The organism is Leucobacter sp. MMO-125 (assembly GCF_037148395.1).
Lineage (GTDB): Bacteria > Actinomycetota > Actinomycetes > Actinomycetales > Microbacteriaceae > Leucobacter.
Genome location: NZ_JBBCTL010000003.1, coordinates 176924 through 190543 on the forward strand (window position 1 = coordinate 176924; position 13620 = coordinate 190543).

At 61.6% G+C, this 13620-nt stretch carries 22 protein-coding genes; 3 read left to right on the forward strand and 19 right to left on the reverse strand.

Annotated elements, in window-relative coordinates; translation table 11 throughout:
* Window positions 1-576 precede the first annotated feature (576 nt).
* Together WFI54_RS08450 and WFI54_RS08455 are read left to right on the forward strand one after the other, a co-directional pair.
* Window positions 577-1020, forward strand: coding sequence for a hypothetical protein (locus WFI54_RS08450; protein WP_336652352.1), 444 nt, complete (start codon window positions 577-579; stop codon window positions 1018-1020).
* 102 nt (window positions 1021-1122) lie between these two features.
* On the forward strand, window positions 1123-1395 hold the full coding sequence (locus tag WFI54_RS08455; RefSeq protein ID WP_336652353.1) for a hypothetical protein: 273 nt from the start codon (window positions 1123-1125) through the stop codon (window positions 1393-1395).
* Here WFI54_RS08455 and WFI54_RS08460 read toward each other — a convergent pair.
* The 11 genes from WFI54_RS08460 to WFI54_RS08510 all read right to left on the reverse strand — a co-directional run bounded on the left by WFI54_RS08460 (window position 1392) and on the right by WFI54_RS08510 (window position 10475).
* A complete protein-coding gene (locus WFI54_RS08460) occupies window positions 1392-2084 on the reverse strand; it encodes an SOS response-associated peptidase (protein ID WP_336652354.1) in 693 nt (230 codons plus the stop codon). The genes WFI54_RS08455 and WFI54_RS08460 overlap by 4 nt on opposite strands.
* Before the next feature lie 100 nt (window positions 2085-2184).
* Window positions 2185-3282 carry a type I restriction endonuclease gene (locus WFI54_RS08465; protein WP_336652672.1) on the reverse strand — a complete coding sequence of 366 codons (1098 nt, stop codon included), beginning with the start codon at window positions 3280-3282 and terminating at the stop codon, window positions 2185-2187.
* 103 nt (window positions 3283-3385) lie between these two features.
* On the reverse strand, window positions 3386-5989 hold the full coding sequence (locus WFI54_RS08470; protein ID WP_336652355.1) for a tape measure protein: 2604 nt from the start codon (window positions 5987-5989) through the stop codon (window positions 3386-3388).
* Between the two features lie 132 nt (window positions 5990-6121).
* Window positions 6122-6487, reverse strand: a complete 366-nt coding sequence (locus tag WFI54_RS08475) for a hypothetical protein (RefSeq protein WP_336652356.1) — start codon at window positions 6485-6487, stop codon at window positions 6122-6124.
* Between the two features lie 237 nt (window positions 6488-6724).
* The gene (locus WFI54_RS08480) at window positions 6725-7006 is read right to left on the reverse strand and encodes a hypothetical protein (protein ID WP_336652357.1); all 282 of its coding nucleotides are present in this window, start codon (window positions 7004-7006) and stop codon (window positions 6725-6727) included.
* Window positions 7007-7585: 579 nt separating this feature from the next.
* A complete protein-coding gene (locus WFI54_RS08485) occupies window positions 7586-8140 on the reverse strand; it encodes a hypothetical protein (protein ID WP_336652358.1) in 555 nt (184 codons plus the stop codon).
* Window positions 8141-8154: 14 nt separating this feature from the next.
* Window positions 8155-8409, reverse strand: coding sequence for a hypothetical protein (locus tag WFI54_RS08490; protein WP_336652359.1), 255 nt, complete (start codon window positions 8407-8409; stop codon window positions 8155-8157).
* Between the two features lie 162 nt (window positions 8410-8571).
* Window positions 8572-8772 carry a hypothetical protein gene (locus WFI54_RS08495; protein WP_336652360.1) on the reverse strand — a complete coding sequence of 67 codons (201 nt, stop codon included), beginning with the start codon at window positions 8770-8772 and terminating at the stop codon, window positions 8572-8574.
* Window positions 8769-9053: a hypothetical protein gene (locus WFI54_RS08500; protein ID WP_336652361.1), complete on the reverse strand. Its 285-nt coding sequence runs from the start codon at window positions 9051-9053 to the stop codon at window positions 8769-8771. Before WFI54_RS08500 ends, WFI54_RS08495 begins: the two co-directional genes overlap by 4 nt.
* Entirely contained in the window at window positions 9046-9255 is a 210-nt protein-coding gene (locus tag WFI54_RS08505; protein ID WP_336652362.1) for a hypothetical protein, read from the reverse strand. Before WFI54_RS08505 ends, WFI54_RS08500 begins: the two co-directional genes overlap by 8 nt.
* A 197-nt stretch (window positions 9256-9452) precedes the next feature.
* Window positions 9453-10475: an AAA family ATPase gene (locus WFI54_RS08510; protein ID WP_336652363.1), complete on the reverse strand. Its 1023-nt coding sequence runs from the start codon at window positions 10473-10475 to the stop codon at window positions 9453-9455.
* Between WFI54_RS08510 and WFI54_RS08515 the strand changes: the two genes are divergently transcribed.
* On the forward strand, window positions 10474-10797 hold the full coding sequence (locus tag WFI54_RS08515) for a hypothetical protein (protein WP_336652364.1): 324 nt from the start codon (window positions 10474-10476) through the stop codon (window positions 10795-10797). The two genes, WFI54_RS08510 and WFI54_RS08515, sit on opposite strands and share 2 nt — an antisense overlap.
* Window positions 10798-10837: 40 nt before the next feature.
* Here the strand turns inward: WFI54_RS08515 and WFI54_RS08520 are convergent, their stop codons facing one another.
* The 8 genes from WFI54_RS08520 to WFI54_RS08555 are packed head-to-tail and all read right to left on the reverse strand — an operon-like array spanning window position 10838 to window position 13602.
* Complete coding sequence (locus WFI54_RS08520; protein ID WP_336652365.1) at window positions 10838-11128, reverse strand: hypothetical protein; 291 nt, start codon at window positions 11126-11128, stop codon at window positions 10838-10840.
* Window positions 11125-11427 carry a hypothetical protein gene (locus WFI54_RS08525; protein WP_336652366.1) on the reverse strand — a complete coding sequence of 101 codons (303 nt, stop codon included), beginning with the start codon at window positions 11425-11427 and terminating at the stop codon, window positions 11125-11127. The genes WFI54_RS08520 and WFI54_RS08525 overlap by 4 nt, the downstream gene beginning before the upstream one ends.
* Window positions 11408-12196, reverse strand: coding sequence for a ParB/RepB/Spo0J family partition protein (locus WFI54_RS08530; RefSeq protein ID WP_336652367.1), 789 nt, complete (start codon window positions 12194-12196; stop codon window positions 11408-11410). The genes WFI54_RS08525 and WFI54_RS08530 overlap by 20 nt, the downstream gene beginning before the upstream one ends.
* Window positions 12193-12492 (reverse strand): DUF3039 domain-containing protein, encoded by a 300-nt coding sequence (locus WFI54_RS08535; RefSeq protein WP_336652368.1) that lies wholly within the window; start codon window positions 12490-12492, stop codon window positions 12193-12195. The genes WFI54_RS08530 and WFI54_RS08535 overlap by 4 nt, the downstream gene beginning before the upstream one ends.
* The gene (locus WFI54_RS08540; protein ID WP_336652369.1) at window positions 12489-12779 is read right to left on the reverse strand and encodes a hypothetical protein; all 291 of its coding nucleotides are present in this window, start codon (window positions 12777-12779) and stop codon (window positions 12489-12491) included. The genes WFI54_RS08535 and WFI54_RS08540 overlap by 4 nt, the downstream gene beginning before the upstream one ends.
* Complete coding sequence (locus WFI54_RS08545) at window positions 12776-13027, reverse strand: hypothetical protein (protein WP_336652370.1); 252 nt, start codon at window positions 13025-13027, stop codon at window positions 12776-12778. The genes WFI54_RS08540 and WFI54_RS08545 overlap by 4 nt, the downstream gene beginning before the upstream one ends.
* Window positions 13028-13041: 14 nt before the next feature.
* On the reverse strand, window positions 13042-13371 hold the full coding sequence (locus tag WFI54_RS08550; protein WP_336652371.1) for a hypothetical protein: 330 nt from the start codon (window positions 13369-13371) through the stop codon (window positions 13042-13044).
* Window positions 13372-13602, reverse strand: coding sequence for a hypothetical protein (locus WFI54_RS08555; protein WP_336652372.1), 231 nt, complete (start codon window positions 13600-13602; stop codon window positions 13372-13374). It abuts the gene before it with no gap.
* Between the last annotated feature and the right edge of the window lie 18 nt (window positions 13603-13620).

Here is a 13620-nt window from a genome sequence, read left to right on the forward strand (position 1 = left end):
AGTGCGGCTGAAAGATGGACGAATCCTGATTCTCAACATGATTTGTGTTCATGCCACACGAAGAGCGGAGGCGCGCAGTGGGACTTTTTGTCCAATTGTTTGGAGGCCTGCCACCCCGGGCGCTAGCAAGGCGCGCATCGCTCGCAAGGGGCCCGCTTCTTCCTGTCGGGAATAAGCGGGGACACCATGCGAAACTTCGCCGGTGTTCCTGTTAGGAATAGCGACGAAGCCCTGATCCTGGCGGGATTCATGCTTACTCCTGACAGGAGTAAGCATGCCGCCTATTCATCGCGCTACCCGGCTAAATCCCTATTCCTCTTTCTCGCGGCCGAGAGGTGGCCCAGCCTGCTACTGACAACTGCAATCCAGCACCGACCGCAACAAACAGACCTTTTTGCTCGCAGGCCGCCCTTCTTCGGTCCTTGCTCATTGCCGCCCGCAACAAGCAACTCCCCCCGGAGTTTCTGCTTACACCACTGGCATTAGTGGATAACCGCGTCCCACGTTCCGTGACAACAGGAAGCGACTAGTGCGCCGAACACTCAGGAACGAGCGAAACGGTGTCATCATTTACGCATGAAGATACGCCCGGTCCTGACTCTCTTGGTACTGATGCCCTTGGGCTCGCTGACCGGCTGCATAAGCGTGAACATTCCGGGCGCACAGAGCGCTGATGATGCTGCGCTTTCAGACACGCCACTTTCTAAGCAGCACGATCGAGACCAGCAAGATGCATGTACTGAGGTCTGGGAAAGCGCATTCGCCGACTTTAACCCGTCTGACAATGGACTACAACACACTCAGAGCGCTTTCCTCGACGCAGCCGCCAAGACGCGCAACACCCCCGGAATGGAGCACTTCGCACTCCCCTTTGAAGAACTCGGCGAAAGAGTAAGAGTCTCGGCCCAAGCTTTGAACAACGGTGCAGTTGCAGAGTACGAGCGACTTTGGGGCATAGTTGCCCAAGACACCTACTCGCTGCAGATGGAGTTGTACTATTTCTGCGGATACGACAAATAGCCAGCCGTGCAGCAGGCCCTTGAACGGGCCCAGGTGAGCACGACCGGTAAATGTCGGCAGGCCGGCGTACTCTATTCGAACATAGTTTCGAATGGAGGCGTGATGCCGAACCCAGCCCCGATCCGACTCGACGCCGACACGTGGCTGATCATGCGCTACGACAAAGACCATCCCGCGGCCGTCGTGCACAGAGTCACCGACACTGCGAACGAAACGCGCTTCCTCGTCATGTCGTGGGCTGCTGACCCGTCGAAGCGACGCATGACCGGGATCCATGTCACGCTCGAAGAGGCCGACCGCTCGGTGAAGTGGGACACCGGGCCGGTGGATGAGATCTCGCGGAAGAACGCTGGGCCTCCGAACGGACGCGCCTAAGCCGGCTCGATAAGCTCTGGCCCGTCACCGCGCAGCGGGCGCACCGCCCACTCCCGCAACTGCTCCGAGATCGGTATTGACGCCTCCGACACCGCGTCGACGAGCAGCTGGTCACCCTCGGTCTCGGGGTCGAGCCAGTCGCGCACCAGCTCTTCCGCCATGAAGACCGGCATCCGGTCGTGCAGCGACTCCATCACCCCGGCGGAGGCGCGGGTGAGGATCGTGGCCGTGAGGTGCCACCCCTCGCTCTCGGCAGCGTCAGGCTCGCGCCACCACGAGTACAGGCCAGCCATCGGGAGGATCTGCGCGAGCCCGAAGATCGCGTGTGGGGTTCGAGCGGTCTTCGGCCCCGTCCACTCGTAGAAGCCCGTGACGGGGATCACGCACCGTTGCCGCTTGAGCGGCCCCTTGAATGTCGCCTTCTCTGAAAGCTGTTCCGAGCGGGCGTTGAACGTGGGATACCGAGACTTCATCTCTTTCGCCCACGGTGGCACCAGGGACCAGTGCGCCATCTCAAATCGCTTCGCCCCGTCTTTCGTGGAGGTCAGCGCGACCGGGATCTGCTGTGTCGGCTTCACGTTCCATGAAGGCTCGTATCCAGTGGGTCGCGCCATCAGCCATTTGGCCAGCTCGCTTCCACCCGCTACGTCCATGTTCTCGTCGTAGTCGACGATGACTCTCCCGCACATGCGCCCAGGCTACGCGCCCAGTAGACGCACGAAAAGGCCCCCGCTACTCCGAAGAGCAGCGGGGGCTGGTCAGCACTTACTCTTTTGTCGCTCCGACGAGTCAGCTGTAGTAGTGAACCGTCTCTCGGATCTGCTCCGCGAAGCGGTAGATCTCGTCCAGCGAATCAATAGGATGCCGGGTTTCGTTCTTGTCAGAGTCGAATAGCCCGATGTACTTCTGGGAGGTGTTGAACCAGAGTCTCGCTACGGGGCGGCGGTTGTTGTCGTCAAGGAGCACACCAAAGTATGTCTTCGTGTCACGCTGCGCAATGCGTGAGGGAGCCACTTCGCTGCAAGCAATCGCACGCACGATCTGGAAGGCTTCGATCTCCTCGAGCGTGGTCTCGATCCCTTTGTTCTTCTCAGCGTTTTCGATAGACGCCTCCGCCACATGTTCACTGGCCTCAGAGGACGATACCGAAGTGCTGTCAGAGACAACGGCCTGGCCGCCTAGAGCTGCCTTCAGCCGATCATTCACTCGATCATTCAGGAATTGTTTGCCGGCCTTCTCCACCAGACCAGTGAACTGATCCCGCACCTTTTGAGTGAACGCTCCCTCGTACACCCGAGCGGTCAGGAACTTCACCCAATCAGTATCGGGCGACAAGAACTGCGCCGCGAGCACTCGCTTGATCTCCCCCACATACTTCAGTTCTTCAGCAGCGCTGATGATCGAATCCAGATCGAAGGCATCCTTCGTGAGCTTCCTCAGCTCGGGAACTAAGGCGGCGTCTAGATCGGAGATCTGGATGACGAGGAATGGCTTCTCATCCATCTTGTTCGGAGCGTCCAGGTCTGTGAAGAACTGGTACTCGTCCCCGTTAGTGAGCACTGCAATGCGAGCATTCGCAACTGCGAAGTATCGGAACAGTTGAGAGGCGTGCTTAATATTCAGAGGGGCACCGATGTGCTTACACTCGATCAGGATCTGAACTTCGCCGTCTTTGACAATGGCGTAGTCGATCTTCTCGCCCTTCTTGGTCCCCACATCGGCCGTGAATTCGGGAACCACCTCATTCGGGTTGAAAACGTCGTAGCCCAAAACGAGCGAGATGAACGGCATCACGAAGGCATTCTTTGTGGCTTCCTCCGTCTCGATTGTCGACCGCTGTTGGGCAATCTTGGTTGCAAGACTCGAGAGACGCTCAGCTATATCCACCGACATTGAAACTCCTGTGTTTTCGAATGCATGTAAGCCTGATCCTAGCGCTACCGAGCAGGGTGCTCCTGCCTGAGGCGACAGGCAGGAGCACCCCACTCAGTTAGCGGGCGGTGGTGTATTTGCCTCCCCGCTGTCGCTTCCGAAGCTCATGCATCACAGTTCCCACATCGGAGTGCAGATTCCCCGAAGACACGAACTGCAGATTTCCGCCGATCACAGGAGCGGCCGGCGCCTGCGGCACGACAATGATCGGCTGCTGCGTCATCGACGACGGCGCGAAATCACGCGCATTGAAGCCCCGCGAGTAGGTGCCGGCGTTGATGCTCTTCAGCAGGCTACGATGCTTCGCGGCCTCGGAAGCGCGAATCACTTCCTCACCTCGGGAGAGGCGCACCAGAACCGAGTCCGATGTTTCCGTACCGCGACCGAACACCGTTCCCGACACGATCGCGCCGCCAACACCTGGCACGACGCCACCCGCGGCGAGTCCGATCGTCCCACCGACTGCGTATCCGATGGTGCCGCCGTTAGCTCGGGTCATCGTCCCCGACCCTCCCGTGTAACGGACACCGATTTCGGTTTCGCGTCTGCGGGCGAGGGTGTTCAGTGCGGCTTCCACCTCAGCGGCACCCTTCAGCAGAACATCGATATCTTTCTGGTCGGGCATACCGAGGATCTTGTCGGTGAGTTTCTGTGCCTCGTCCGCGCTGCCGGTCAGCGCGAGTGCGGTGTCGTAGATCTGCTGCCGGCCGGCAGCCAGACGCGCTTCGAAGTTCGCAGCCGCAGCTGAAGCGCCCAGCGTTTTCGCTTCAAGATCGAACTGTGCTTTCGCGTTCTTCTCCACGTCGGCGGCATAGTCCGCGAGCATCGCACGATTCGCGGACCCCGCTACCGTCCACTCGTCCAGTGAAGCGGAGTAGCCCTCGACACCGGCCTGCGCGTTCGCGACATGCTCCTGCAGTTTCGCGTAGGACTCCTGCAGGGTCGAGTTCGTCTGCTCCGCGGTCTGCCCCATACTGTTGAGCTCGCTCAGCGCGTCGATCAGGCCGAGGAGTTGATCGGTGACGTTCTTCGCCGCATCCGCTTGCTCCAGGTACTTCCTGGCCGCGCTCTCGGAAGCGTCCCCGCTTTCCTCCGCACTCGCAGCAACCCCACCGAATGCGAGCTTTAGGAGGTCCGCTTTTTCCGTGGTCAACCCGAAATCACCTGCAGAATCTTCCAGGGCAGACTTCAGGGCGGGCGAGTTCTGAATGAACGCCCACTGCTCCCGAGCCGTCCACTTGTATCCAGTGGAAAGCTCGGCCAACGCACTCGTCATGGCGGACACATCACCAGCTTCACCAAGCTTCGCGATCTCGTTCGCGGCGCTCTTCAACGCGTCGAGCGTGGACGACAGCTCACCATCGTTGATTCGCCGTGTCCAGAACAGACCCTTGTCGGCCTTCTCAGCCGCATACTCGAGAGCTTCAGCAACGCCCTCCACTCCGACCTTCACGTCTGGCGCGATCGCGGCGAGAACCCCAAGCTTCGATTTCGTGGTCTCCGCGGCCTCACCCATGACTGTTGATGCTGACGCGCCACGCTCGAGCGCGTTCGTGAGACCCGTGAGGTCACCCTCGGCTTCCTTCACGAACGCCGCGATCGTCCCGACAATAGCTACTGCGGTTGCGGCCCGCCCCACCCATCGCAAGGTTGTGGCGGTGCGGTCTCCTGTCGCACGGAGCTTGCTGAGCGCGTCCGTGAACTCGACGATGCGGGGCACGATGAGCATCGCGCTACCCAAGAACAGGGCGCTCGCGCCGGCAAGCCCCACCAGAGTCGTGGCGCTCGTCTTCACGGGTGTCGGCAGATCCTCGAAGGCGCGCATCGCGTCGGCTGCCCAGTTCAGGAGATCGACCAGCGCGCCGCCCCCGTTAGGGTCCACGAGCGGCTTCGCGAGCTCGGCAGAGAAGTCCCGCCAAGCAGCCTTCACCCGGTCGAGCGACCCCGCGAACGTGTTCTTCACGTTGTCAGCCGCACCACTGTAGGCCTCAGTCATGCCCTTCGCGAGAGCATCCAGAGCATCCTCTGCCGACAGGGTGCCAGCAGTAATGTCCTCACGGATCTGCGCGCCAGTCTTGCCCATCTGCGAACCGATCAGGTCAGCCGCATTCACGCCACGGTTACCGAACTCCATCAGATCCGTAGCTGTGATCTTCGACGAGGACTGGATCTTCGACATCGTTGCCACGATGCCCTCAATGTCAGCGTTCGACCCGCCCGCCGCCGCCACCGCGTTCTGGATCCCATCAAGGTACGGAATGACCTTCTTCGCCTCGATACCGAACGCGAGCATCTGCTGCTGCGCCGTAATAAACGTCGCCTTCGAAAACGGCGAATTGCGGGCGAAATCATCCAGCTTGTCCATCTGCGCATTAGCTGCCTGAGCAGAACCCAAAAGCGAAGTCAGCGCAGCCCGCGAAGTCTGCTGCAACGTGTTGTACTGAATGCCCGTCCTCAACGCAGCAACACCAACACCAGTGACCGCTACACCAACAGCAGTCAGCCCAGCTCCGACTGCGGACCATGCCTCACGCGAAGACCGGGCCGACTCCTCAACCTTCGTCTTCGTCTCCGCAACCGCATCCTTCGCGCGATTGAAGCCCTGCACCAAGCCAGTCGCCTCAGCGATCAGCTTGATAGTCACTACACGTTGTGACGCCATTTCTCCTCCAAAAGAAAACGGCGTCACGCCAGTATTGAGTTGTCCCCGAGCATCCCGCTCAGGTAAGCCCCACCCTTATTACTCCCGGACCGATGCCGGGAAGGTGGCGAGGACTTCAGATCGCCTGCGGCCTCACTCCGTGGCCGACAGGCTGCGGCAGTACAGGATCATCTCGTTCATCGTCGCGAACAGCTCCGGCACCAGCAGCAGGTTGCCGCACTCGAACGCGACCTCCGCAAGGCACAGGTACGACTCATGTACGACCGCCTGATGCACCACCGAAGGCTGATCCGCGAACGGGGCGATCCCATCACGCCAGTTCCGAGGCCGGCTCAGAATGTGCTCCGTCAGATACTGCACCCACGCCTCATAATCGACCCGCGTCAGCGACACCGACATGCCGTGCCCGCTTACGGTTACCGTCAACCCGTCATCCAACGCAGCAAGATCAGGAAGGAAAGAAGCAATCTCTGAGAAACGATCATCTTCAGGACTCATCGCGCCCCTCCGCACTCTGCTCTGCCGCTTCCTGCCGACAGCCAAGCTCCTGCTCCAACTGCCTGACCCGCCGTAATGCAGCACGTTTCCCAGCCCGCTCCTTCGCCAACGCCGACTTCAACCCCGCCAAAGGGTCAACTGCTTCACTCTCTGAAACCATCACGGCCCCTCTCATTTAGGAAACTAAAAGGGAGCCACAAACGTGACTCCCTCAACTACCTCTTTCGATGCTGCCGGTCACATATTCCAGCGAGCATTCGCAGCATCACGCGCAGACGCCGACCGCGACGCAGCACGACGCCCCTGCACCTCCCCTTCATCCGGGAGATCCAACTGCTTAATCGCACGATCAAACGCGGCCTGCTGCGCTCGCAGCTCCGCCAACAGCGGATTCGCCACGTCCTGACCCATCGACCCCTTCGCGAGCAAATCCGCTCCGTCGAGCTCAGCTTCAAGCAGTCCGATCTCATCCAAAGCGACACACGCGCCACGCAGAATCAACTTCTCGTGCGGCATCAAGGAGTACCTCTTCAACGACTCCCGCCACAGCTTCCGCCCCTCAGGGCTCGAGAACGAAACCTTCATAATCACCTCCAAACGATGAACTTTCACACCGAAAACACGACAAAACAGGCCGAATCAACACCCTCGCCCCGAACAGAAAACGGCTCAACCACACGCAGCAAGCCACCCCAGCACCCCAAAAAACAAGCAAAACCGCACGCAAATTCTTGTTTGTTAGCCCCGTCGGTCCAGGAGGCGGCGCGAGGGGGAGTCCCCCCGGTGGTGTCAGAGTTGGCCGGGGTGGAGGGGGTGCTTGATGAGTTATAGACTGCACACAGCAAGCAGGACTTATCTAAGGAGCAGTCATGGCGGGGAATAAGAGTTCGCGCCGTTCTTCTAGTTCTTCCTCGGGCAAGAGCACGACGCAGAAGTCGACTCCAGTTAGCCCGGCGCGACTGTCTCAGAAGAGTGGTTTGGCTCATAGCTTTGGTGGTTACACGAAGATCAATCATCGGAATGGCACGTTCAGCATGAAGAAGACCGGCGGGAAGTAGGGCGGCGCTCGGGTTTGAGCGCCGCCCCTTTCGTCTGTTGTTACTCCTTGGTCAGATAGCGTTCGATCGTGGGTGCCCATTCGTAGGTGATGGGTTCGTTTACTGCGCGGAGTGTGATGCTCCCGTGGTGTATGCCGCCGCGCAGTTCGATGGGTTCGCCGTCGAGTTCTGCGCCTTCAACGGGGATGCCGGCGTTCGTTAGCGCACGGATGCCGTTGCCGATGCTGGCCTGGTGTGCGCGGTGCGCTGTCTTCAGGGCGTTGAGTGCGTCTCGCGCGTTCCGTGCGGCAGCGTAGAAGTCGTTGCGGGTCTGCGCTTCTTCGTCTTCCGCGTCGCGGAGGAGCTTGCGTGCTGTTGCCGCGGTGGGGAGTTTGCGGCGCTCTGCGTCGGCATCCTTGGTAGCTTCCGCGAGCTTGAGCGAGATGATCTCGATCGACTCGCGGATCTCGGTGAGGCCGAGGAGAGGGCGTTCGCGCCGGCCAGGGTTCTTCACGTACTCGAGGTAGTCGGCCTCGTTGGTTTTCTCGTTCTCGAGGTCGGCTCGGAGTTCTGCTTCGAGGAGCGCAGCTTTAGTGCTGGTGATGCTGATGGTCATGGTGTAGTCCTTTCTTAACGCAGGGTCGCGTCGATGTAGCGGGCTGCTTTCTTGATCTGGGGTGGGTGGCCTCCGGTGCGGCCGTTGATGAAGATGTTGTTCGCGATGGTTTTCGCGTCGGGTTCCGGGTCGGGCTCCTCGATGGGTTCGGGTGCTGGCGCGGTGGGTGTGTCGGGGTGTTCGGCTTCTACCTCGTCCATCAAGGCATTGAGTTCGGCGATCTCGTTTCGGCGGTGTGCGGCTTCGATCCGTGCTCGTGCATCGGTCATGGTGTTTCTCCTCGGGAAATGAATGGAGCACCGTCTGTTGTGTGCGGGGCTCGGTGTGGTTGGTGCGGTGGTGGCCCGCTGGGTTACCGCTTGGTGGCGCGTCGCTGTAGTCGGAGCGTGTAGCGTCGGCGTGCGGTTGCTCGCCGGCGGTGGGTGGGCCAGTCAGCCATTGGTCACCCCCTCTCGCTGTTGTCGTTCGTGTTCGTCGCAGAGATCGTGGACTTGGTCGACGATGTGGCGGGCTTGGTCGTAGTGGAGCATGATGAAGACGGGTCCGTTGTCGATGCGGATCATGGGTGTTGCGCCGTGGGGGTCGCGCCATTCGTAGGCGCGTACTTGTGGGTTTCTGAAGCGGCTGGTCATGCGGTTTTCTCTCGTGTTGGTGTGAGGTTCAGGTCGGGCCACCATCCGGCTGCGGGGCGATCGGTGCTCGCGTAGTCGCTGCAGTGGTTGAGGAGCGGGCAGCCGGCGCAGATCTGGGTCATCACGGTCCGGTCCTCCTGTGGCAAGTCGGCGGGGTCGGTGACGTACCGATCATCGGCCGCGCAGTCGGGCACCGTCTCGATGAGAGCGGCCTGCAGCCGTTCCCATGCGGGGAGGGCTGCAGGCCGGATACGGGCAGAGGTCGTGATGCTCTTACTCATCGATCACGAGCCTGTCGATGAGCTGCTGGATTCCGTGGTCTTGCTGGAGCTGCTCGAGTTGCGCGATGAGCGCCGGGATCTCGGTGAAGTCGACTGCGATGGATCTGGTGCCGCCGAAGAGGCGGACGACATCGGTTTCGGTGCCGTCCGCGTTGCGCCATTTCGCGGGTCGGGTCTCGATCTTGAACGGTTTGCGGGTCATGGGTTGTTCCTCGTTCCTCATGTTCCCGGAGGTAGGGTCTGGGAACGGGGAACGCTCCCGTTCCGCACGTTCCCGGAACGTTCCCGGAACAGTCATAGAGCCAAAGTTGGTGTTCTCGGGGAACATGCTCGTTCCTCGTTCCTCGTGTTCCCGGTACCTATATGCGGGAACGGGGAACACGGCTTTACGGTCGGCGCTCATGCGGCCGTCCCCTGCGCTTCTTTCCACAGTCGCCACGCCTCGGACGCTTTCCCTGTCCCCCAGCCGCAGCGATCCTTGATGTCGCGCACCGACGACGGTGGCGGGGTCAGCTCGCGCAGCTTCTCGATGAGTTGTTCACCTGTCGCACCGTCGATCTTGTGGCTGAGCTTCGGCCGCTCCCCCGCTGCCGGGGCGCTGATGCTCCAATTCAGGGCGCCCTCGGTGTCGGTCATCGTGAAACGCCCCACGAGGGGCTCCCGATCGGTCGGGCAGTTCGCGCGCAGGCCGCCGTGGCGGTCTTTCACGAGCGTGATCTCTGCTGTTCCTCCCTGCCCGGGCGTGAACGGCGTCTCGACGGTGACGCGCAGCATCGTTCCCGAGATCGCCCGCTTCTTCGCTGCCGTGCCTGTCGCCCCGAAGCTGCGGGAGTCACTCCCTTTCGCCTGATGATCGATCAGGACGACACCCGCGCCGGCTGCTGCGAACGGTTTGATCGCCGCTGAGTGCACCCGGGTGAAATCGTCAGCACTGTTGGAGTTCGCCCCGTACATGGGCAGCAGCTCACCAACTGAGTCAATGACGACGAAGTCGGGACGCCATGCTGCAGCGTCGCTGACGATCCCGTTGATCGCTCCGGCGTCCTCTGCTTCGGTGTATCGGAACCGTGTCGGGTCGGTGAGCGTCGCTGCGGGTACTCCGAAGTTCCGCAGCCGTGAGATCGTCGCAGCCGGCCCGTTGTGATCGAGATCCACCAGCAGCACGCTCCCGCTCGTGAAGAGCACGTCGGCGGCTGCGGTGAGCGCGATCCACGTCTTCCCGCTCTCGGGGTCACCGATGAGCCCGTTTACCATGCCCCGGTAGAAGATCCCGACGCCGTCAACACGTTCCCCGATCTCGGGGGTGGGCGGTTGCACTGGTCCTTCATCGAGGAGCCGCTTCACGTCGCAGTAGAGCGCTGCTGTGTACCCCGTGGCGTGGTTATGCGGCGCGTCTACTGCGCTGAGATGGGATGTTGTCATGATCTACCTTTCCGGCCACTGGGGCGGCCCTGATCAAGGTCTGACTGTCGTTATTCGGTTGGCGACCGGCCATGGCGGCGAGGTCGGCTTCGAGTTGTTGCCACTGCTCTTCGGTGGCGGTTGCGAGTCCGTGGTCGAGGCGTGCGAGGAGTTGCTCGCGACGCTCGCCAGGGGTCATGAATGCGAGGTAATGCAGGCGTTGCACCTCGCGTTCGAGCTGATCGATTTCGTGCTGCCGCGACTCCCGGCCGAGGGCATGACCGACGTGCAGCCAGGCCTCTACGGCAAGGGGCAGCTCCCCGATGGAGAGCTGCCCCTGTAGGAGCTGGTCGAGCCAGCTTTCGAGTGTCGCGGTCGCGGTGTCAGAGATCCTGCGTCGGGCCATGCTGACCCCAGTCGACGCCGCGGACAATGTTGCTGAAGGTCTCGTGCTCCCGCTGTCGGTTCTCGCGGATCTCGGCCGCGATCTCCCGCAGCCGAGCTGCGACCGCGTCAATCACATCGGGATCATGGATGCTCTGCGCCAGGCCCGAGTGATCTTCGAGGAGGAACCCGGCCGCGCAAGTGCGTTCGTCGTGCTCGCCGGGGAACACCGCTACGACGTAGTCGCCGGCGGTCTGCCAACCATCGTCGATGTCTCCGCAGGTGGTCATGCGATCACCTCCCACACCCTGGCGGCTCGCCCGTACTTCGTGTTCCGGGTCTCGTCGGTGGCCTGCACAAGGCCTTGCTCGGCGAGTTCCGACACCGCGCTACGCACACGGGATGGGCTGAGCCCGGGGAGGAACTGCTCGAGTTCCTCGTGAGTGGCACCGACGCCGCGGGCCCGCATCGCGGCGAGGACGACGCTCTGCGACCGGCTGAGGTCCGCGGCGCGGCCGGCGTCGACACTCGTCACCGGGTCCGTCACGCGGGATCGCGGGTTGGGTCCGTCAAGAATCGCGATCGCCATGACCGCTCCTTTCCTTCTTCTCGCGGAGTCCGCACGGGTCTCTCAAGACCCCGAGCATCTCCACTACTACTCTTTCCTCAAGTGGCAGGAACTCTGGTCCTGCGTAGTGCGCCGCAACCTCGACAAGGAACTCTGGATCGAGGACCATGTCCTGTAGCGGTTCGTAGATCTTCGGGCCGAGGATCTTCCACGTCTCATGCGGATCGGTGGTTTTCAGTAGCGCTTCCCCTGCCCTAAGCGCCCGCAAGATCCGCAGAGGATCCACCCCGTTCGAGGCGAGCTGATACACGATGCTGAACAGGTCACCGTAGAGGCCATTCACCGCCTCAACGATCTGACGGGTACGCTCCTCCGCCTCCTCGCGACTCATCTGGGGATGGAAAGATTTACCACCCCGCCTGACCGCGGCCACGGTCGGGTGCGAACACCCCAGCCGTTTCGCGATCGCTCGATCCGACATCTCCGGGTGCCGGTCGATCTGGTCCGCGATGAGGTCGCGCATCTGCGCCTGGCTGATGGTGCGCCGCTTCAGGTTGAGGGCGATCGCACGATCCTCGGCCTCGTCATCATCTGTGACATGTACGGTTTCGGTCGGATACTCGATGCCGAGTTCGTCAGCGATCATCGCCCGGTTGTTGCCGTCGAGGATACGGCCGTGCTGGTCGACCACCACAGGTGTCTGTACACCGTGCTCGCGGATGTCCTCGCGCAGAGCGTCGATCGTCTCGGGCGTCTGTGCTGGCATGAACTGCAAACCGGTCGCCGTCATGCGTCCACCCCTTCTCGTCTCATCGCAAGCGCGTGGCGGCGTTCCTCGATCCGTTGTCGGATCTGACGCTCCTTCTCCCGCAGGGCTTCCTTCTCGGCCAACAGGTCGTAGAGGTCTTTGCAGTCTGGGCAGGTCTCGAGCCTGCGGTGTGCGACCTCTGCATTTGGGATTGCGTTCCGGCCTTGATGCTCAGGGAGCACGTCCTCACCGCAGAGAGCGATGGCGGGGGTGCCGTCGATGATGCCGCGCGTGATCGCAGTCTTGGCGACGTAATGGTTGTATTCCTGCGTGCTCACAGGCCACCTCCGATGCCTGCGAGCTCGGGTTCGCCGGGCTCGGTGCGGCGACGAATCTCGCGCTGTTGCACGGACATCATGAAAGTCGCGAGATCAGCGAGCTCGACACGGAGTTCCTGCAGCTCGGCGAGCGTGAGGGATTCCTCGAGCTGCACGATGCCGACCACCCACGGCTCTCCCTCGTTACGGTCGATGAAGTGCCGCTGCTTCGGGTTCACGTTCGACGGGAACGAATACTGTTCGAAGTCGGGTTCGACCTGGTGCGTAAAGATGGCGGTGATGCTCATCGTCCAGCCTCCTCATCGATGAACGCGGCCAGGCTCTGCAGAGCGGAAGCGAGATCCCGCGCCTCGAACGTCCGCAGCGCCAGCGTGTGTCCGGGGAGCTCAACCTTCACGAGCGTCTCCCCCAACCACTCCTCGTGCTGGGGCTCGAGGGTGATGGTGCCGCCAGCGAAACGGGCGTCAACCGTCATCTTGGGGTCGAAGGGCGGGTTGTCGATCTCGCGGGTATGCGAAACAATGGTGTGAGACATCAAAAGTCCCCTTCCTAGTGGTTCTTGTTGGTGTGGACCCCGCCGCTGTTTCTGTCGCCAAACTCGACAGCGGTGGGGTTGATCTTTTCAATGGGTGGTTCGGGGTCGAGCCAGAGCTTGCCGCCTCGACTGATCCGCGCTCTCATGCCGAGGATCATGTACTCGAGCGACTGCCGGTTCGCGAAGATCCTGAAGCCGTTCTCGGCGGTGATCTGGAACGGGCCTCCCCCGTTGAGGAGCTTGCGGATAGCTTCGTCCCCCGTGGGGTCGCTGTAGTTCAGCGTGTTCCGCGAGAGATCATCTGCTGCGCGGCCGGAAGCGCTCGACGAGCCGGGCGGAGCCATCTAGACCGCCTCCGCGGTGCCAATACGAGCCGTCGACCGGAGCCACACCATGCACTCGTCACGGTCATATACGACGGTCTTCGCAGTGGGCTTGTAGTAGGGCGGCCCTTCACCCTTGAAGCGAAGTTGAGAGAGCTTCGCGGTTGTCATGCCCGGAATGAGCTCGCACACTTCTTCCGGACCGAGCAGCGTCGTGCCCGTGACAGACTCTGCGGGGATGGCTAGTGACATTTCCGCACCTTTCGATTT